Origin of the sequence: Meiothermus sp. Pnk-1 (genome assembly GCF_003226535.1) — a bacterium.
Taxonomy (GTDB): Bacteria; Deinococcota; Deinococci; order Deinococcales; family Thermaceae; genus Allomeiothermus.
Window position 1 is genome coordinate 35,671 of record NZ_QKOB01000011.1, and the last position, 18,853, is coordinate 54,523.

General features: G+C 64.1%; 13 protein-coding genes. 5 read left to right on the top strand and 8 right to left on the bottom strand.

The window, feature by feature from the left end; genetic code table 11:
* Window positions 1–25: 25 nt before the first annotated feature.
* From DNA98_RS13620 to DNA98_RS13640, 5 genes are read left to right on the top strand one after another with little or no spacing between them, the layout of a single operon-like run.
* Window positions 26–1,084, top strand: a complete 1,059-nt coding sequence (locus DNA98_RS13620) for a GHMP kinase (RefSeq protein ID WP_110531625.1) — start codon at window positions 26–28, stop codon at window positions 1,082–1,084.
* A 7-nt stretch (window positions 1,085–1,091) separates the two neighbouring features.
* A complete protein-coding gene (gene gmhA / locus DNA98_RS13625; protein ID WP_110531627.1) occupies window positions 1,092–1,673 on the top strand; it encodes a D-sedoheptulose 7-phosphate isomerase in 582 nt (193 codons plus the stop codon).
* Window positions 1,670–2,896, top strand: a complete 1,227-nt coding sequence (gene gmhB, locus DNA98_RS13630; protein WP_110531629.1) for a D-glycero-beta-D-manno-heptose 1,7-bisphosphate 7-phosphatase — start codon at window positions 1,670–1,672, stop codon at window positions 2,894–2,896. Before gmhA ends, gmhB begins: the two co-directional genes overlap by 4 nt.
* A 9-nt stretch (window positions 2,897–2,905) precedes the next feature.
* Window positions 2,906–4,048 (top strand): glycosyltransferase family 1 protein, encoded by a 1,143-nt coding sequence (locus DNA98_RS13635; protein WP_110531632.1) that lies wholly within the window; start codon window positions 2,906–2,908, stop codon window positions 4,046–4,048.
* A gap of 60 nt (window positions 4,049–4,108) precedes the next feature.
* Window positions 4,109–6,058 carry an Ig-like domain-containing protein gene (locus tag DNA98_RS13640; RefSeq protein WP_110531635.1) on the top strand — a complete coding sequence of 650 codons (1,950 nt, stop codon included), beginning with the start codon at window positions 4,109–4,111 and terminating at the stop codon, window positions 6,056–6,058.
* 309 nt (window positions 6,059–6,367) lie between these two features.
* On the opposite strand, the gene DNA98_RS13645 is transcribed toward DNA98_RS13640, so the two are convergent.
* From DNA98_RS13645 to DNA98_RS13680, 8 genes are all read right to left on the bottom strand, one after another.
* Window positions 6,368–7,981 carry a hypothetical protein gene (locus DNA98_RS13645; RefSeq protein WP_110531639.1) on the bottom strand — a complete coding sequence of 538 codons (1,614 nt, stop codon included), beginning with the start codon at window positions 7,979–7,981 and terminating at the stop codon, window positions 6,368–6,370.
* A gap of 13 nt (window positions 7,982–7,994) precedes the next feature.
* A complete protein-coding gene (locus DNA98_RS13650; RefSeq protein WP_110531642.1) occupies window positions 7,995–10,358 on the bottom strand; it encodes a hypothetical protein in 2,364 nt (787 codons plus the stop codon).
* Window positions 10,355–11,488, bottom strand: coding sequence for a glycosyltransferase (locus tag DNA98_RS13655; protein ID WP_110531644.1), 1,134 nt, complete (start codon window positions 11,486–11,488; stop codon window positions 10,355–10,357). Before DNA98_RS13655 ends, DNA98_RS13650 begins: the two co-directional genes overlap by 4 nt.
* An 8-nt stretch (window positions 11,489–11,496) precedes the next feature.
* On the bottom strand, window positions 11,497–12,441 hold the full coding sequence (locus DNA98_RS13660) for a glycosyltransferase (protein WP_110531646.1): 945 nt from the start codon (window positions 12,439–12,441) through the stop codon (window positions 11,497–11,499).
* Window positions 12,434–15,133: a glycosyltransferase gene (locus DNA98_RS13665; RefSeq protein WP_110531648.1), complete on the bottom strand. Its 2,700-nt coding sequence runs from the start codon at window positions 15,131–15,133 to the stop codon at window positions 12,434–12,436. Before DNA98_RS13665 ends, DNA98_RS13660 begins: the two co-directional genes overlap by 8 nt.
* Window positions 15,134–16,120 (bottom strand): glycosyltransferase, encoded by a 987-nt coding sequence (locus tag DNA98_RS13670; RefSeq protein ID WP_110531650.1) that lies wholly within the window; start codon window positions 16,118–16,120, stop codon window positions 15,134–15,136. It lies immediately after the preceding gene.
* 269 nt (window positions 16,121–16,389) lie between these two features.
* Window positions 16,390–17,469: a class I SAM-dependent methyltransferase gene (locus tag DNA98_RS13675; RefSeq protein ID WP_233493222.1), complete on the bottom strand. Its 1,080-nt coding sequence runs from the start codon at window positions 17,467–17,469 to the stop codon at window positions 16,390–16,392.
* Between the two features lie 134 nt (window positions 17,470–17,603).
* Window positions 17,604–18,851: a class I SAM-dependent methyltransferase gene (locus tag DNA98_RS13680; RefSeq protein ID WP_110531654.1), complete on the bottom strand. Its 1,248-nt coding sequence runs from the start codon at window positions 18,849–18,851 to the stop codon at window positions 17,604–17,606.
* Window positions 18,852–18,853: the final 2 nt, after the last annotated feature.

Genomic DNA, 18,853 nt, shown 5'->3' on the forward strand with positions numbered 1-18,853 from the left:
GACACCAGGCCGAGCGAGGGGTGATATGCAGACGATTATTCGAGCCCGTGCGCCTTTACGGATCAGCTTCGGGGGTGGGGGAACCGATGTCCCCCCCTACTGCGACGAACGCGGTGGGGTGGTGCTCTCGGCCACCATCAACCGCTATGCCCTGGCTTCGCTGGTCCCCGGCGGCGACCGTTTTAGCGTGCGCAGCATCGATTACGACCAGAGCATCGAGTACGGGATCCATGATCCTTTTGTCTTTGACGGCCAGCTCGATCTCGCCAAGGGGGTGCTCGAGCACTTTCGCCGCACCCAGGGGCTCAAAGACGGCTTTGAGGTCGCGCTGCACAACGACGCCCCCCCAGGATCGGGTTTGGGCTCTTCCTCGGCCATTACGGTAGCCCTGATCGGGGCCATCGCCGAGCATCTGCGCCTCTTTCTGGATAAGTACCAGATCGCCGAGTTGGCCTACCGCATTGAACGCCAGGACGTGGGCATCAAAGGCGGCAAGCAGGATCAGTACGCGGCCACCTTCGGCGGCTTCAACTTTATCGAGTTCCACCCCGGACTCACCCTGGTGAACCCCCTGCGGCTCCCGGCGCAAACCGTGTGGGAGCTCGAGTATAGCCTGGTCTTCGCCTTCGTGGGGGGGCAGCACTTCTCCGGGCACATCATCGAGAAGCAGCAGGAGAACTACCAAAAAGGCCGCTACGACGCGGTGCAGGCCATGGACGAGATCAAGGCCATCGCCTACGAGATGAAGCGGGCCCTGCTGCGCGGGCATCTCCAGGAGTTCGGCGCCCTCTTGGACGTCGCCTGGCAGTGCAAAAAGCGCATGGCCGAGGGCATCAGCAACCCCCATATCGACGAGGTGTACCAGGAGGCCAAGAGGGCCGGAGCCATAGGCGGCAAGGTCACCGGGGCGGGCGGGGGCGGCTTCATGTTCTTCTACTGCGATCCCTACCGCCGCTTCGCCGTGCAGGAGGCCCTCAAGAAGACCGGGGCCCAGGTGGTGAACCTGAGCTTCGTGGAGGAGGGGCTCTCGGCCTGGACCCTCCACGAGGGCGCCCTCGAGCCCAGGGCCCTGGCCGTCCAGTAGGAGGTCTATGACGCAACCCGCCCTATCCGCGTTCGGTCAGGCGATGGACGATCACCTCGAGGTGGCGCGGGCCACCCGTGCCCTGGCTCCTCAAGTGGCCCAGGCCGCCCAGATGATGAGCGAGTGCTTACGCCAGGGGGGGCAGATCCTCTTCTGCGGCAACGGCGGCTCCGCCGCCGACGCGCAGCACCTGGCCGCCGAGTTTGTGGGGCGCTTCCTCAAGGAGCGCCGGGCCTTACCCGCCCAGGCCCTCAGCGTGAACACCTCGATCCTCACCGCCATCGGTAACGACTACGGCTACGAGCGGGTCTTCGCCCGGCAGGTGGAGGCCGTGGGCAGGCCTGGCGACATTTTGGTAGGCATCACCACCAGCGGCAACAGCCCCAATATCCTCGCCGCCGCCCTGGCCGCCCGCGCCGCAGGCCTGAAGGTCATCGGCATGACCGGGGCGGGCGGGGGCAAGCTGGCGGCCCTTTGTGATTTGCTGCTGGCGGTGCCCTCCCAGAGCACCCCGCGCATTCAGGAGATGCACATCCTGATGGGCCATAGCTTTTGCCAGATGGTCGAAGAAGCGCTGCTTGAAGCATGAAGAGGTCGCTCGAACAGGCCGTGATCCTGGCCGGGGGGTTGGGCTCCCGGCTGGGGGCTTTGACCCGGGAGACCCCCAAGCCGCTGTTGCCGGTAGCGGGTAAGCCCTTTCTGGACTATCTGCTGTGGAACCTCGAGCGCCACGGCTTCCGGCGCATCCTGTTCTTGCTAGGGTACAAAGCCACGCAGTTCATCGAGCACTACGGCAGCGGAGCACGCCACGGCCTCGCTGATGACGCGCAGCGAAACGCACGTCTTGAGGTTGAGTACGCCGTCGAGCCCCGACCGATGGGTACGGGCGGGGCGCTGCGGCTAGCCCAGGACTACCTGGACGAGCGCTTTCTTTTGCTCAATGGGGATACCCTATTCGACTTCAACTACCTCGATCTGGCCTTGCTCGAGGCCCCGGCTGCCGTAGCCCTGCGCCAGGTGCCCGACGCGGCCCGCTACGGGCGGGTGCGGCTGGAAGGCAACCGGATCGTCGGGTTTGGCGAGAAGGAGGGAGAAGGCCCTGGCCTGATCAATGGCGGGGTGTACGTGCTCTCGCGGCCAGTCGTGGAGCTCCTGCCGGAAGGGGTGAGTTCGCTCGAGCGCGACCTCTTCCCCTGCCTCGTCGAGCGGGGGGAACTGCTGGGCAAACCCTATGAGGGGTTCTTCCTGGACATCGGCCTGCCCGAGACCTACGCCGAGGCCCAGACGGCCCTCCCCAGCTGGCAGAAAAAACCGGCGGTGTTCCTAGACCGCGACGGGGTATTGAACCACGACCAGGGCTACACCCATCGCCCTGAGCAGTGGCGCTGGACCGAAGGAGCCGTCGAGGCGGTGAAGTGGCTCAACGACCGGGGGTATCTGGTCTTGGTGGTCACCAACCAGGCGGGAATCGCACGGGGCTACTATACCGAGGAACACTTTTTGCAGTTCACCGCCTGGATTCACGAACAGCTGCGCCTGGCCGGGGCGCACCTCGAGGCCACCTACTACTGCCCCTACCACCCCGAGGGCTTGGGCCCTTACCGCCGCGACTCGGAAGACCGCAAACCTCACCCTGGCATGTTCCTGCGGGCCATCGCCGAGTGGCAGCCCGATCTTTCGCGCAGCCTGGCCATCGGCGACAGGGAAAGCGACCTCCGGGCGGCCTGGGCGGCAGGGGTGCAGGCGCGGCTTTTCGCTGGAGGCAACCTGCTCGAGTTCGTCCAGGATGCCCTCGGCGAATCCGGGCGTTAGGAGGAGCGGATGCGGGTCGGATTTTTCACCTACGGGATGGGGCAGCATCTCACGGGCATAGGCCGTTATACGGTAGAGCTGACCCGCGCGCTAAAGGCTGCTGACTCCGGCCTCGAGATCGTCCTGCTCAACCCCTACCCAGCTTCTCCGCTGGGGTGGTATCGGGAGTTTGAGACCTACCCGCTTCCCGCGCTGCAAAAGATTCCGGCGGCGGCCAGCCTGGGTAACTGGCTGCTGCACCGGGCGGCGCTCGAGCTCCAGCTCGACATCCTCCACGACCCCTGCGGCATCGCGCCCTTCCTGGTTCCGACCAAGGCTTACCGGCGGGTCACCACCATCCACGACGCGATTCCCTTGGTAATGCCCAAAGTCCAGCCCCTGGCGACGCGGTTGATCTTTCGCACCCTGGTTCCGCTGGCCCGATACACCGCCGACGCCATCTTTACCGTGAGCCACCATGCTGCCGTGGATCTGGCCCGCCACGCCCGGCTACCCCAGCGCAAGCTCTTCGTGGCCCCCAACGCGGTGAACCCGCCCCCGGCAATGGGCCAAGCCGAGGTTCGGGCGGCGCTCGAGCGCCTGGGCGTCAACCCCCCCTACTTTTTGGCGGTGGGCCAGCTGGCCTCCCGCAAAAACCTGCCCCGGCTACTGGAGGCTTTCGCCATGCTCCGCCGGGAGAACCCCGAGCTAAACCTGGCCGTGGTGGGGCCGAGCGCTTGGAAGGGCCACGAGATCTTCCAAAAAGCCCGAGACCTGGAGGGCGTGACCCTTACCGGTTTCGTTTCCGAGCAGGAGTTGGACGCGCTGTACTACGGGGCGCTGGCCCTGGTCTTTCCCTCGCTCTATGAGGGTTTTGGTATCCCGGCCATCGAGGCCATGGCCCATGGAACCCCGGTCTTGGCCGCCCGTGCGAGCGCCTTACCGGAGGTGGTGGGCGAGGCCGGGCTGCTCTTCGACCCGACATCGGTGGAGGCCATCGCCGCGGCCATGCGCCGGATCTGGCAGGATGAGGGTTTGCGTGAGGAGCTTAGGAGGCGGGGGCTCGAGCGGGCCAAGCGGTACACCTGGGCCGAGACCGCCCGCAAAACCCTGGAAGTCTACCGGCATCTATTGGGTGACCGGGCCGTGCGAGGTGCGTATTTGGAAGCTTAGGCAAGCCGCATTCACCGCGCCGCTTTCGCGCGGTGAAGCACGCTTCAAGGAGATTGTCCCATGCGGAAGAATGTGTATATATCGCTCTCAATTGTCCTGGCCATCGCGGTTTTGTGGATAGTTGCGGCCTTTGCCCAAGGTGGGGATCGCACCCGGCCCACCCTCACCTTGAGCAACCCGCCCAACGGCACCAATGTCACCGTGGGAAACGTTACCGTGAGCGGAGAGGCCAGCGACGACACCGGGGTGACCCGCCTCACCTATCGCTTGGGCGCAGGGCCTGAGCAAGAGGTGAAGATCACCCCGGGAACCACAGTGGAGTTCGGCTTCACCGTGGACCTCAAGCCCGGTCACAACGTCATCATCCTGAGTGTTTACGATGCCGCGGGAAACCGCACCTCCAGCACCGTCACGGTGAGCTACGCCGCGGCTGCAGCCTCCCCCTTGCCCGGGGCCTGGCCCTCGCCCACGGGTGCGCCTCCGACCCTGTTGCAGGCGTACTGGATCAACCATTACGTGACCGCTACCGATAGCCAGGTAGAGGTCAAGTACATGCAGTACCGGCCCCGCCAATTTGATGCGGGAATAAGCTTGATCCGCCGGGCCGCTGAGCAGCGCTTTGCCGAGTCTAAGCTCGAGGATCCCGGCCCCTATCGGGGCTGGGACGTGCTCATCCTGCCTGGGGGCGGCACCTACACCGGCTCGACCGGTAAAAATCTGCTCGAGCTCTACCTCAACCGTACGGCCAGGGTCGGCCTCATCTGGTATGGCAACCCCCAGGACCTGCCCTCCTGGATGGAGAACCAGGGCTGGGTGCGCGGGGCGGATGTCAAGGTGGACGGCAAGAACTACCCGGTTTTCCTACGTACGATGGGGGCGGGTCAGCAGTTGTTGGGGGGGATCGAGCGCAAGTCGGGGCGGGTCTACACGGTATTGTTGGCGGAGAAGGACGGCAAGCCCTCCAGCCCCCCGCCGGTCCCCGCCGGGCTCGAGGTGCCCAAGCCCAACGCCGCCTGTCCCGATTGGGTGCACGACCAGTACATGGTCAAGGGCTTTGACGGGAAGATGTACCGCACCTGGCACCCTCAGATTGACCCCGTGTACTGGTGCTACTTCGGCCACGAACACGGCTCCGACCCGCGCCTGTTCGCGGCCTTCGATAAGATCGCTCCGGCCTTCGGCTACGTGAGCCAAAAGGCCAACGCCGACGAGCCCCACACCGGCTTCAAGCTCTTCGCCTACGACGACAACCAGGGACACTCCTGGCTGATCCAGTTCCACATCGGTACCGGCGGTAGGGGCCGGCTGTGCACCCGTTTCCACGAGTACAACGTGTGGGTGGCAGACCGTAAGAGCGGCGAGCTACTGGCCGATCTGCACTTTATGACCGACACCGGCCCGGCCTTGGACGCCAGCGCCACCGGGACCCCGGACGACCCCGGCAAAGCCAACACCACCCGCTACAAGCCCGCCGAGTGCCCAGAGAACCTGAATATCCCCATGAACAACGATCAGGGCCGCCGCCGGATTCCCCAGATCAACCGCAACGGCTACGAGACCTGGCAGCCCAGCCTACCCAAGACCTTAGGGATGTTCGGCGCGCGCGGCTACAACACCGATAACCCCCAGACCCGCTGCTCTGCCGAGACCGACGCCGAGGGCAACCCCACCTGCAACGAGTTGATCAAGACCACATCCGACTACGACTGGGGCGAGAACCGCTGGTTTATCATTGCCGAGGCAGATGCTAATAAGGGGTTTGGCATCGACGCCAGCACCGCTTTGGCCACCGGGGTGTTCTACACCGATCCCAAGGGCCTCGAGCTGCGCAAACCCACCGACCCCGACGCCGTGCACCAGTACATCAAGCCCGGCCTGAAGATCGCTCACATCACCGGGGAGCGCTGGATTCCCTATGACCCCTGGTGGGTGCAGTACCGGGCGGTACCCTCGGGCAAGGTGTTTTTCTCCGGGCATAACCTCGAAGACTCGCTGCGCCAGCCCAACTGAGCCTTCCCACGTCAAACGTCGTACGTCAAACGAAGGGGATCGGTCCCTAGGTGTACCGGCTCCGCCGGTCCCGATAGGGGATCGTCCCTCGGGTGTACGGGCGTAGCCCGTCCCAATAGGGGATCGTCCAAAAAAGCGTTTTGCGTATTGCGTATGACGTACGACGTCAGTAAAACCCACTACCCCGAACCTCAAGTCCGTGGCCGGGTAGGCCCCAGGATCAAGTAGCTCGCTGGGCCGTGGGAAGGCCGCAGCCGATGAGCTCTGGAACGCTTCGGGTGGGGTTCCAGCGCCGGCCAAGGAGGGCGATCAGCGCTGGAAGGGGGTCTGCGGCGAGCGGTGATAGATCTGCGCCTCTCCGTTGTCGTAGACCCGGTCACCCAGGAGCCAGGTGGATTGGGGGAATCCCCAGGCGATCGAGTTGGCCTGTTTGAGGCTCGAGTTCAGCGTGTGGAAGGCAAAGGGATTGCGCTGGGCCACATCCAGGTCGTTGAGGTTGGAAGGGCCGAAGTTGTATTCCATGTAGTAAGCGTCGTATAGGCGGGTCTCCGGGCCCACCCACAACACGCTCTCCCGCTCCCGCTCGCTCCAGGCGTGGATCGCCTCGATCTCGGCGGCGCTGTAGTGCATCCAGCGGTTGCTCACCAGGGGGTCGAGGGTGGCCTTGAGCAGGCTGAGCACCGCCAGGATCACCGCTGCTGCGCCCGCCACTTGCCAGCGCCAGGGGCTCGAGCCCAAGAGCCGGGAGAGGCCCAGGGCGAACAGCGGGGCGGCGAAGACGGCAAAGTAGGTGTACATGCGTACCTGGAGGTTGCTGCCCGCCTCGAGCCCTACCAGGTCGATCGGAATTGCCGCCGCCAACTGCAGGCCGAACCCTCCATACAAAGCCAGCAGGAGAACCCGTGGGACAGCCGCTCTCTCGGGGGCGCGCAGGGTAGGGACGAGGAGCGTGAGCCAGGCCGCAAAAGAGCCCAGGAAAAGAATCCAGCGGAAGGAGGAGAGCAGCCTGTACACCCAAGGGCTCGCCCAGTCCGTAGCGGTGGATTCGTAGGGGTTAGATTCCGGGGTGAAGCTCAGGGCCAAGGCCCCGAGCTTGGCCAGGGCCGTTTTGAGCACTTCCAGGTTGTGCCCGGCGATGGGGTAGATGTACCACATCACCAACATCACCAGTAGCCAGGAAGCCCCTACCCGTAAGGCCAGGCGCTGGGTGGAGGTGCGCAGCTGGGGTAGAGGCTGGCGGCGCATCCCCAAAAGGAGCAGGGCGAAGATCAAGGCCACGGTGGAAGCCACGATGAAGCTCGAGCCGAAAAAGACGTTGAGCGTCGCTAGGCTAAAGGCCACCAGATAATAGACCGCCACCCAAGCTGCGAAGAGCCCCCAGTTGCGGGCTTGCGCTTCCATGAAGCCCTTCAGCAGGCTGAGCGAGGCCAGCAGGGTGAGGGCGACCGTGATCTTCTCGTGGTTGCCGCGGGAGACGGTAAATACCAGCTCTGGCACCAGAAACAGCGTCGAAGCAGCGATCAGGCCCAGCCGATCCGAGCCCAGCCAGCGGCGGAAGGCGGCAAAGCCGAAAATCCCCAGGAACACATTACCCAGGACGGGCAAATAGATCTGCGTCAATTCGCCGATGGGCCGCCCGGTGAAATAGGAGAGCATGTTGACCCAGGTGGCGTAGGCGTACCCATGCGGGTATGCCCCGGCGTAATCGATCCTGCCCTCGAGCTGCATGCGGGCGATGATTCCGGCGAAGGCCACCCCGTCGATCTCGCCCCAGCGACCGCCGTAACGCAGCACAAAGTACAAACCGAAGCAAAGCCCAACCCCTGCGATCAACCAGAACGCCGAGAGCTGGCTCTCTTGTCGGGGGTGGGGCCGGGCCTTAGCGGAAGGGGCTGGCTGGATATCTCTGCGGCTAGGGGTCATTGCGGCCTCCGGTTCATACCCATCTCCACGCGCGCCATAGGCCCACAAGCCCTGCGGCGAGGAGCGCCGCTAGCAGGATCAGGGCCATCGGATTCGTGCCAAACTCTTGTCGTATACCCTCTCGCTGGCTAGGGATGATGAAGACCGGGGCGAGCTCGAGGGTAATTTTCCCCAGCACCAGCCTAACCGGCTGGTAACCCCTCCCGCTGGGGGAGAAGGCCAACTCTTCAGACCACCGGCCCGCCCCCGGGACGCTGAGTTCGCTCCAGGCTTTTACCAGCTCGTTGCCCACCCACAGCTCGGCGGGTCCTGCGTAGTCGAGGCTGCCCTGGTTCTCCAGGCTTAGCCGGAACCAGGCTGGCTCAAACTGCCGGACATCTTTGGCCTCGAGCCTGCCCTGGAGCTTAGGAGTCTCCGCTTGGCGGCGGCTCCAGGTGCGGCTGGCCGCGTCATAGCGCAGCAGGTGGGCTCCGGCGGGAAGGCTGGGTAAGCCCAGGGCCGCACCCACCGGACGGGGTGTACTGAGCACCATCTGAAAGCCACCGGGGATTGCCTTGACCTGACTGAGCTGGGCCCCCGGCAAGTTCAGGCTAGGGCCAGGAAAAGCCTGCAACCAGGCCCGCAGGTTGCGCGGGTCGCGTCCCGCGTAGGGGGCGAGGCGCTGGCGGAAGGCCTGCCAGCTCTCCCGGTCGGCGGGGGGCTCGAGGGTGAAGGCTTGGAGCTGGTAGCTGGCCTGCCGTAGCTCTACCCCGTCAGGACCGGTATAGAGCAGGTAGCCGCCCATAGCGTATAGAGCTTGTTCGGGCTTGCCGGGGTAAGCCCGGGGCGGGCCATCTTCGGCGGGGGATTTCGCGCCTGGGGCCGAAGGCGGAGGGGGGGTAGGAGGCGCTGAAGCCGGGCGCTCCAGGATCCAGCTATCTACATTGGGCCCGGCCTGGAGGCTTTGGGTGCGGAGTACCCGGCCATCCCCTAGGTTCCACAAGCCCCCCTGGGCCCAGCGCAGGTGGACGCGCTGGTCAATCGGGCTCAGGTAAAGCTGGGGAACGCGGAAGTAGCTTGCGCTGTACTCGCCCCTAAATCCTGGAGGGAGGGCCCGGTCGGAGGTGCGCACCAGCGAATCGTCCTTGGGTAGGTAAGGGGATTCGAGTTCCGCGATGGGGGCATCGCTGGTGCCGGAGAGCCAGTTCCAGTGCTCGCTGGCCTGGGCGCTGTAGAAGTAGATGCCTTCCGAGCCGGGGTAGCCCTGGGTGGCTTCGACGAAAGTGACCATGGGCCAGCGCTGGCCCACCACGAAGCGGGTCAGGTGGGCCGGGGAGGGAGCGTTAAACTTCTGCCCACCGATTTGGTAGGTCTCCTGGTAGGGATAAAAGCCCGCCAGATGCAGCCCGTAGCGCCAAACGGTGGGGTTATCGGTTTTCCAGGAGTAACGGAAGGTGGTGCGCTCGAGGTTGTAGGGTTCAGGACCAAAAGGTACCCCCGCGGGAAAACGGCTTCCGCGCACGACTAACTGGGCATAGCGGGTGGCCGGGTCGAAGTTATAGAACACAAAGGGCGACTCAAAGGATACCTGGGGTGGGTAGGTGCTGGAGTTGATGGCGTACATGCCGCCGTTTTGAAAGCCGGGGAAGGGGTTCAAGCGAAAGGTATAGTCGCGCAGGTCCAAGTAGAGGGGGTTGGGGTTTCGCTCGAACCAGTCGGGGGATTCCCGTCCGATGCCTAGAAAAGGGAAGTTGGGCATGATCGAGGGGGCTACCTTGAAGGGCAGCTCGGGTTGAGCCCGCAGATTGGCGCCAAAGCGCTCGCAGCCGCGGGTGGTCTGGTAGGGGTCGGCCTCGGGGCGGCGGCGGTTGGTCTGCCACAGGGGGTCCCCCCGGGCATCGGTGCCTACGGTGATTTCGATGTCGATTTGGCCATCCGGGTCTACGCGTTGGTCGCAGTCTAGGCCGTCCTCGAGTACCGTGAGCCGGTAGTTGGGCTTGCCGTTCACCAGCCAGCCTCCGCTTTGGGGGCGCAGGACGAGGACGGGGTAGGTGGGGTCGGTCAGCTCGAGGCGGTTTCCTTCCAGGTTGAAGGCGATGGGCAGGGCCCCCCAGGACCGTAGGTAGAGCCGAGCCTCCGGAGTGTCGCCGCCATGGGAAAAAACCAGCGCCATGCGGAAGTTTTGGGGGTTCTCAAAGGCGAAGATATACGCGTCGGTCTCGGTGTTGCCCCAGCGCCACCAAGGTTGGCGGCGCACGTCCGCGGGGATGGGGTTGGGGCTTACCACCGTCACCCAAGCCGGAACCCCGGCGATGGTTCCTCGCCAAGTAGCGCTTTCGGTTAGGCCGATCGAGGCAAGGCTCAAGGCCAGCCACACGAGGAGGTGGGCGTGTTTCATCGGTATCCCCCAAAGAGGTAAAACAAAGGTGGGAGGGCTTCTTGTAGGGTCCGGGTGGTGAGGCTGGGGTCGTTGGCCAAAGCGGTGATGATGGCCAGGTTCTCCTGGTTCCAACGCCGCAGAAAAGTCGTGCTGATCCTCATGCCAGGCTCGACCCCGACGGCTTCCAAAACCAAATACCAAAGCTGGGCCCGGACGCTCTTAGGCATGGGCAACCGGCTTATCGTTCGGGCGATCGCGACGTCCCAGCGTAGCTTGGGGCTCTCGCGGGCGGCGCGTTCCAGGTAGGGCTGGGCCTTGGCTGGCTCCTTGGCTTCCAGGTACAAAAAACCGATCGCCGCCAGGCGGCCCACCACGGCCTGGTGGCGGTAGGGCTCGAGGTCGGGCGGCGTACTCGGGGGGAGCTTGTCCTGGAACATGGCGACCTCCTCGATCATGCGCGGCAGGATGTGCTTGGGGATGGTGTGCGACTCGGGGTGCTCCCGAAAGTAAGCCAGCGGGCGGGGCAGGTAGTAGGCTTGAGCCCCTCGCCCTAGCAGCTCCAGCCACAGCTCGTAATCGGACACAAACACGTAGTCCGGGTCAAACAGGAAGGGATGGGGGTAAAAGCGCTGGAAGAGGCCTCGCCGCACCAGGGTGGTTTGCACCATGATGTAGTTGTTCAGATACAGCTCGCGCAGGCCGCGGTGCAGCCCTGGGGGGGGCAGGTGCCGGAAGATGCTGAGGTAGGGTACTGGCCCGTCGTCCTTCACCTTGTAGCCATCGGCGTGCACAAAGGTGGCCTGGGGGTTTTGCTCGGCGGTAGCAACCAAGACCTCCAGCGTTTCCGGCATCCACCAGTCATCGGATGGAAGGATGATGAAATAGCGGCTTTCGGGGTGAGCGTTTTGCAGGCAGCGGGTATAGTTGGCGGCCAGGCCCAGGTTTTGAGGGTTTCGGAACACCCGCACCCTTGGGTCTTTATGGACGTAAGCTTCGGCTATGGCGTGGGTCTGGTCGGGGGAGTGGTCATCGGTGATGACCAGCTCAAAATCCTCAAAGCGCTGCGCCAACACGCTCTCGATGGCCTGGGCGATGTAGCTTTGGTGTTTGTAGGTGGGCATCAAAACGCTGACCGATGGACCCGCCATACCCCCTCCTACAACAGGCCGACGACGGAGCGCAGGGCACGCTGCCCGAACTTATAGGTGAGCATGGTCAGGCAGCGGGTAAACAGGTAGGGCCGCCCCAATTGGGCAATCTCCCGGCAGTGCCTCAGGGCCTGGCCAAACTGCCCTCCGCTACCGGCCTGGGCGGCGGCCAGGTGGTAGGCGTGGGCGAGGTTGTTGCGGCGGTTCTCGGAGAGCAGCCGCGCCTTGGGAAAGCCGCTGCGCTCGGCTACCTCGATGGCGTGCCGGTAAGCGCCGATGGCTAGCTCGAGGGCAGATCTAGCGGTGATCTGCTGCGCAGAGTGAATCCGCCGCAGCGCCAGGTTGAGCGGCAGAAACCCCATCGGCTTTCCCACCGCCAGCCACGTGGGGTAGTCATAGGCGGGCAGGTACGGGCGTTGCTGGAACCCTCCCGCGGCCTCCAGCCGGGAGCGGGAGATGAGGGTGGTGATGGTAGGAATCCAGTACTCGCCCCGAAGCAAAGCGATGTACAAGTCGGTGGCGGGATTGAGCACCGGGTAGGGCGATTGCCTAAGGGGCCGGGCGTGTTCGTCTACGGCTTGGCACTGGGCAAAGCTGAGGGCATAGCCCCCCGCCAGGTGAAAGGGGAGGTGCTTGGCCAGGCGTTCGGGAAGCCACAGGTCATCGTCGTCCATCAGGGCGATAATCGATCCCTTGGCCTGGGCCAGGGCGAAGTTATAGGTCTCGGCGAAGTGCTCGATGCCGCGGTGTTCTTGGCGCAGGGGGCGAATCCGCGCATCGCGGGCGGCGAACGCGCAGGCCACCGGCCAGGTGTCATCGCTCGACCCGTCGTCCACCAGGATGACTTCCCAATGGGGGTAGGTCTGCTCCAGGATGCTCGAGAGACTTTGGGCCAGCAGATGAGCCCGGTTGTAGGTGGCGATGAGGATGCTGACCTGGACTGGCTCAAGCATGGGTTCGGGCCTCCTCGGGATAGGGTGCCTCGGTCAGGCGGCTTGGAGGGTAGTGGCGTTGCAGCGCGGCTTGGTAGACCTGCTCGAGCCCCTCTGCGGCGTGGTCCCAGGTGAAGTTGAGGGCGAGTTCACGGGCGGCTAGGCCGCGCGATTGGCGGGCTGAGGGGTCTTCGGCCAGGGTGAGCATCGCCGCCTCGAGGGCGGCTTCGTCCCTGGGAGGCACCAGCAGACCTGCCTCTGGCTGCACCACCTCGGGCAGCCCCCCTACCCTCGAGGCGATGATCGGTTTGCCCGAGGCCATGGCCTCCAGGGTTACCAGGGCAAAGGCCTCCTCCATCACCGAGGGAATTACTACCACATCGGCGGCCGCGTAGACGGCGGGGATCTGATCGCGGCTGAGGTTGCCCAGGAAGTGGGCGTTGCACCCTTCCAGGCTGCGGCGTACCTCCTCAGCATAGGCTTGGTGCGGGTCGTGGTCTGAAAGCTGGGAACCCCACAGCTTGCTGCTGCCAGCCAGCGCCAAATGGACCTTGGGGTGGCGCCGGGAGAGGCGGGAGAAAGCCCGCGCCAAGTGGATCACCCCCTTCTCGTGCACAATGGCCCCCACGAAGAGAAACACCGTCTCGTCCTCGGCCACCCCCCATTCCCGGCGCAGCGCGCGCCTCGGCTCGAGATGGCGCTGCGGGTGAAAGCGCTCGGTATCTACTCCGTTGTAGACGCAGTACACCTGGCCCTCCAGGCCGTACCGGCTGAAGCCTCGCTGGAGCTGGCGGGCGATGAAGCGGCTCACCCCTACCTGGGCTTGGCTGTGCCGGGCTACCAGACGGAAATCTCCCGGTTTAAGCGCCGGGCTTGGCCCTTGGTATATCTGGGTGAGGGGGTCGCCGTGAAAGTGGACGACCCGGGCCCTGGCCCGCAAACCCCGCACGTAGTCGTAGAGGTGGGTGTGTACGATATCGAAGGCCTCGAGGAGGCAAAGCCGCACCAAGGGCAAGTGGACCCGCAGGTCCAGCTCGCGCCCGGCCAGGCGGAGCACCGGGATCCTGGCCGGGCGGAGGGAGATCAGGCGCACTCCCTGCCACTCCCGCTCCCAGGCTTCCTTGCCTACCGCCGCTACCCAGACCCTGTGCCCCTGGCGGGCTTGGGTGCGGGCGATCTCCAAGGCGGCCCGCACTACGCCGCTGACTCCTTCGGCATCAGGATTTTTGGGGAGGACCCGGTTTCCCAAGATGTGCAGTATCCGGTACCCTACGCGCTCCTGCAAGGCGCGCAGGTAACCGAGGCGCCACACCCCTCCCAGGTAGAGCACCCCGGCTATGGGAATGGCGAGCCAGTCCAGGCCACGCCCCACCAGCCAGTGGGGGATCAGATAGGTGGTGATAAGCCCCAAAAACACGATGGTACCCAGAGATGCCCAAGGCAGGTATAGCCTGCCGGTGACCCCGATGACCCGCAAGAGTATCCAGTACGCTCCCAGGGTGTAAAACACCTGGGAGCCGGTGTTGGCCAGCGCCGCGCCGATGGCTCCGTACGGAGGGATGAGCAGGTAATCTAAGCCGATGTTGAGCGCCGAGGCAGCAAAGCCCAGGGGGATTGTGGCCCAGGGGCGGCGGATGGCCCCTAGGGTGAGGCCGGTAACCGTTACCGACAAGCTGGGGATGAGCCCGAGGAAGAGGATCTGGGCTACCGGAACGGTAGGGAACATCTTTTCCCCGTATAGCCAGTAGATGGCCGTGCCCAGCATGGTGAGGGCGCCGAAGGATAGAGGGGTGGCGAAGAGGGTCATCAGCACTACGCCCTGGGCGATCTTCTCCCGCACCCGCCCCCAGTCCCCGGCGCCGAAGTCACGGGCGATGGCGGGGAAGAACCCCCCCACCAGGGCGTACCCCATGCCCACGCAGAGGCCGTAGATGGTGAAGGCCAGGCTATAGTAGCCGATCTGGTCCTGAGTGGACAACTGGGCCAAAAAGTAGACCTCCGAGCGCTGCCAGACGATCATCTCAAATATGGTGTGGAGGATCATGGGGAGGCTGAAGGCCAGGTACAGCCACACCGTGGCACGGGTGGGACCTGGTTGAAAGCGGAATAAGTGCCGCTGGGTTCCTTTGCGCAGGGCATAGAAAAACAGGCCGATCGAGCTGCTGACGCCTAACGATAGGAGCGCCAGCAAGAAGCCCGGCTTACCCCAGTGCAGTAAAGCCGCCGCCGCGGCGATTCCGAGCTGCACAAAAGAGGCTACTGCCAGGCTGATCGCGGCGGGGCGGTACTCCTCGTTGCCCCAGAAGCTCGAGGTGAGGAGCCGGCTCAGGGCGTTCAAAAATGGCAGCGGCGCGATGATGGTGAGGTATAGGGAGAGGGGATGAGGGCTGCGCCAGGCCCACACCAGCAGCGCCAGCCCGATCAGGGCATTCAACGCCAGCAGCCCCCGGCTCACCCAAGCCGCCAGCGCTTCCCCCTCTTGTGGCCGCCCCTGGCCGCGGAGTTCGGAGATAAACCGGGTGAGTGCCGCCGGAAAGGCCAACACCCCCAAGGCGCTCAGCAACCCGGCCAGCCAGGCGTAGTAGCTGACTTCACCGTAGGCCTGGGTATCCAGGGTGCGGATCACGATCACCGAGACCACCATGCCGGTGAGGGTCGAGACCAGGGTGCTGACCGCATTCCATAGCCCATTGCGCACTGCTTTGGTGAGCATTTAGGCCCTCCGCATGGCCTGGGTGGTACTCCAGGCCAGGTTCCACAGTTGGGCGCGGGTGTTCTTGGGAAGAGGAAGCGCGGCGATCCAGCGGGCCACGGCGAGGTCGAGGCGGGTTTGTGGGCTTACCTGGACGGTTTTCTGCAACAAGGCTCGAGCCTCTTCGATTTTCGAAACGCCCAGCAGATGAAAGCTCAAGGCGGCCAGACGGTTCGCCAAGGCTTCCTGACGCGCAGGCTCGAGCCTGGGGGGGGTGAGGGGGGCCAGCTTCTCGAACATCCGCACCTCTTCTCTTAGGCGAGCTTCTATGTTGGCTTCAGTGGTGAGTGCTGCCGCGTGCTTGCGGATGTAGGCCAACGGTTCGGCCAGGTAATAAGCGGTGTGACCCTGCAGAAGCAGCCGCAGCCAAAGGTGCATGTCGTGTACGTGGCGCAGCTCGGGATCGAAAGGAGGTTTTTCTTGGATATATTTTCTGTTGACCAAAGCGCATTGGGCAGGGATGTAATCGGCCTGCATCAACAAAGACACCGCCTGGTGCAGCCCTTCCGGCGGTTGCCGCATGAACTCGCTATACCGGTTGAGCAACCGGCAAGCCTCGTCGGTGCGGTAGGCGTCGGCGTGCACTATAGCCACCTCGGGGTGCGCTTGCGCGACTTCTAGCAAACGCCTGAGGGTTTGCGGCGTCCACCAGTCATCGGCGGGAAGCAGGATAAAGTAGCGGCTTTGCGGGCTCATGCTGAGGAAGCAGCGGTTGAAGTTCTCCACGACGCCGAGGTTGGTGGGGTTGCGGAAGGATTTGATGCGGGGGTCGCGAGCGGCGTACTCGGCGACGATCTCGGGGGTGTGATCCTCTGAGGCGTTATCCCCGATGATCAACTCAAACGCCTCCATCTCTTGGGCCAGCACGCTCTCGATCGCGGTGGGGAGAAAGCGGGCGTAGTTATAGGTGGCCATCAATACGCTGACCTCGGGTTGGACGGGCTTCATGCGACGGGCCTCGCTCTGCGGGGGCTTGGTGGTATATTCGAACCCGCAGCATAAGCCTAGCGGCTGGGGCGTTATGCCCACGTTACCTCGAGGTTTTTTCCCTTCCGACGTGACAAATTTGCTTGCGTGACGCCCGATTTTGAGCCTTTCCCCGGGGGATACGCGAGGGTCACGGGGAGCTTAACGGGTGTGTCTTCGGGTGAGGAGGCCATCCCGGCGCGGTAACAACCCTGGCCGAGTGCGAGTGGGGCGGAACGCTCCAGGGGGGGTTATCGCAAAAGCACCAGCTCGGGCTCGAGCCCCCTCCGGGCTAGATCTCGCCGGATTTCCTCGGCGTAGATGGGGTTCATTACCAACACCACGTCGGGGGGGGCGTGCTCGAGGTCCTCCGGCCCCACCACCGGATGTCCGCTGCCCGGCAGGTAGTGCCCGCGCTTGTGGGGGTTGATGTCCACGGCACAAGCCACTTCCTCGCCGACCTCCAGGGTGGTCAGGAAGGCCACCGATTTGGAACTGGCGGCCCATAGCACCACTCGTTTACCGGCCTCGCGCCAGGCCTCGAGCCGGGCGCGCCAGTGCTGGATTGCGGCTAAAGCCGCGGCTTTGAACGCTCGAACGAGGCGATGTAGCCCCTCGAGATCGTTCTCTTCGGGGAAGGCCGGGTTGGCTTGGTCAGCCCGAGCAAACGCCAGCACGTATTGATCCCCGTAGGCGCGGCGGTTTTCCAGCACCCGGAAGCCCTGGGCCCGTAGCAACCTGCCGAGCGAACCCTGGGTGAAGTAGGAACAATGCTCGTAGTAGATATCCCAAAAGGCTTTTTCTTCCAAGATGCGGCGGGTATCAGGTACCTCCAAAAAGAGCAGGGTCTGGGGGTGCATGGCGGCGCGGATGCGGCCTACAAACGCCCCCACCGGGGCGATGTGCTCGAGGGTATGGCGGCATAGCACTGCCTGGGCTTCACGGGTACGCTCGGCGTGATCTTCGTAGACCCCACCGATCCACTCGATCCGCTCCGGGTGGGAAGGGTGCTCGAGCGCCAGCCCGGGGTCAATCCCGATTCCCCGGTTCTTCCCTGCCTGGCAAAGCTCGGCCAGAAACTCCCCCTGGCCACACCCTATTTCGAGCACGGTCTGTCCCTGCACCCCATACTGTTCCACGAGCTGCCGGACGAGGTGCTTGGCCCAGCCGCTAAAGGTAGGGGAGAAGCCCTGGGTCTCTCCATACCCTGCCGAGTAGTCCAGGCGCTCAGGGGCAAAAAGCCGGTTCTGGATAAAGCCACACCTCAAACAAAAAGCCAGCTCGAGGTCGCCTTTGGGAAAAGCCAGGGCTTCCGCGCGGCTTTTGGGCAATATCCCTGAATGAACGGGAATCTGGCTGACTTGGTAAAAAGGCTCGAGCCTCGCACTTCCACAGGCTAGACAGGTTGTAGAGTTTGGTGTTTTCACAGTCTGCCGCCACTAGGCCCTACGCGCGAGGGAAAACCTCAGCTGCTGACAAACGCGCTCTCCCCTTGCAAGATTTCCGGGTAGGGAATCGCCACGATGAATTTGCCGCCCCGCCGGGCAAACTCGGCCTGCTGGCGCAGCACCTCGTCTTTTAGGTTCCAGATCAGGATCAATAAATAGTCTGGCTGCTCCTCCAGGATGCGTTCAGGGGGGCTGATGGGGATGCGCACCCCGGGCAGATACTTTCCCTGCTTGTGGGGGTTTCTATCGGCGATGAACTGGATCAGCTCGGGGCCAATCCCCGCGTAGTTGAGCATGATGGCTCCCTTGGCCGCGGCCCCATAGGCGGCGATCCGCTTGCCCTGGGCGCGGAGTTCCATCAAAAGGGCCAGCAAGGCCTCGCGCACCGCAGCCGTGCGGGAGCCGAACTCGAGGTAGTACTCGGGCCGGTCCATCCCGATGCGATGCTCCTCCGCGAGGTAGGCTTCCACCGAGGCTTCCACCGTCACGTTTTTGCCCACGTGGTAGCGCAGGCTGCCCCCGTGGATGGGGTAGTGCTCGACCCGGAAGAGGGTGAGGCCGTGGCGCTTCATCAGGTGGTTGATGCCGCTCACCGAGTGGTAGCAGTAATGTTCGTGGTAGATGGTGTCGAACTGGCGCTGCTCTACCAGGTCCCGTACGTAGGGGTTCTCGATGGTGGCGATGCCGTTTTCCTTGAGCAGGATGGCGATGCCCTCGACGAACCCGTTGAGATCGGGGACGTGCGCCAGGACGTTGTTGGCCAGGATCACGTCGGCCTGGATTCCCTTGGCCACCAGCCGGTTGGCTACCTGGGCATCGAAGAACTCCACCAGCGTGGGGATACCCTTCTCCTGGGCGACTTTAGCCGGGCCGGGAGCGGGGTCAATACCCAGCACCGGAACCCCGGCGGCCTTGAAGTATTGCAACAGGTAGCCGTCGTTGCTGGCCAGCTCGATAACCTGGCTGGTAGGCCCCAGGTTGCGCTCGGCGATGAGCTTTTCCACGTGGCGGCGGGAGTGCTCCAAAAGGGCATCGGCATACGAGGAATAGTAGGGGTAGTCGGCGTTGAAGATCGCTTCGGCGGGGAGCTCCTCGGTGAGCTGCACCAAGGTGCAGCGCTTGCAGAAGGCGACCTCGAGCGGATAGCGCGGTTCTTCAGCGTCGAGGTCGGTGATCAGGTTGTTGATAATCGGCATGCGCCCCAGGTTCAAAAAAGGTACCAGCTCGCTCGAGCCGCAGGAACGACAGTGGGTCACTTTAGCCATGT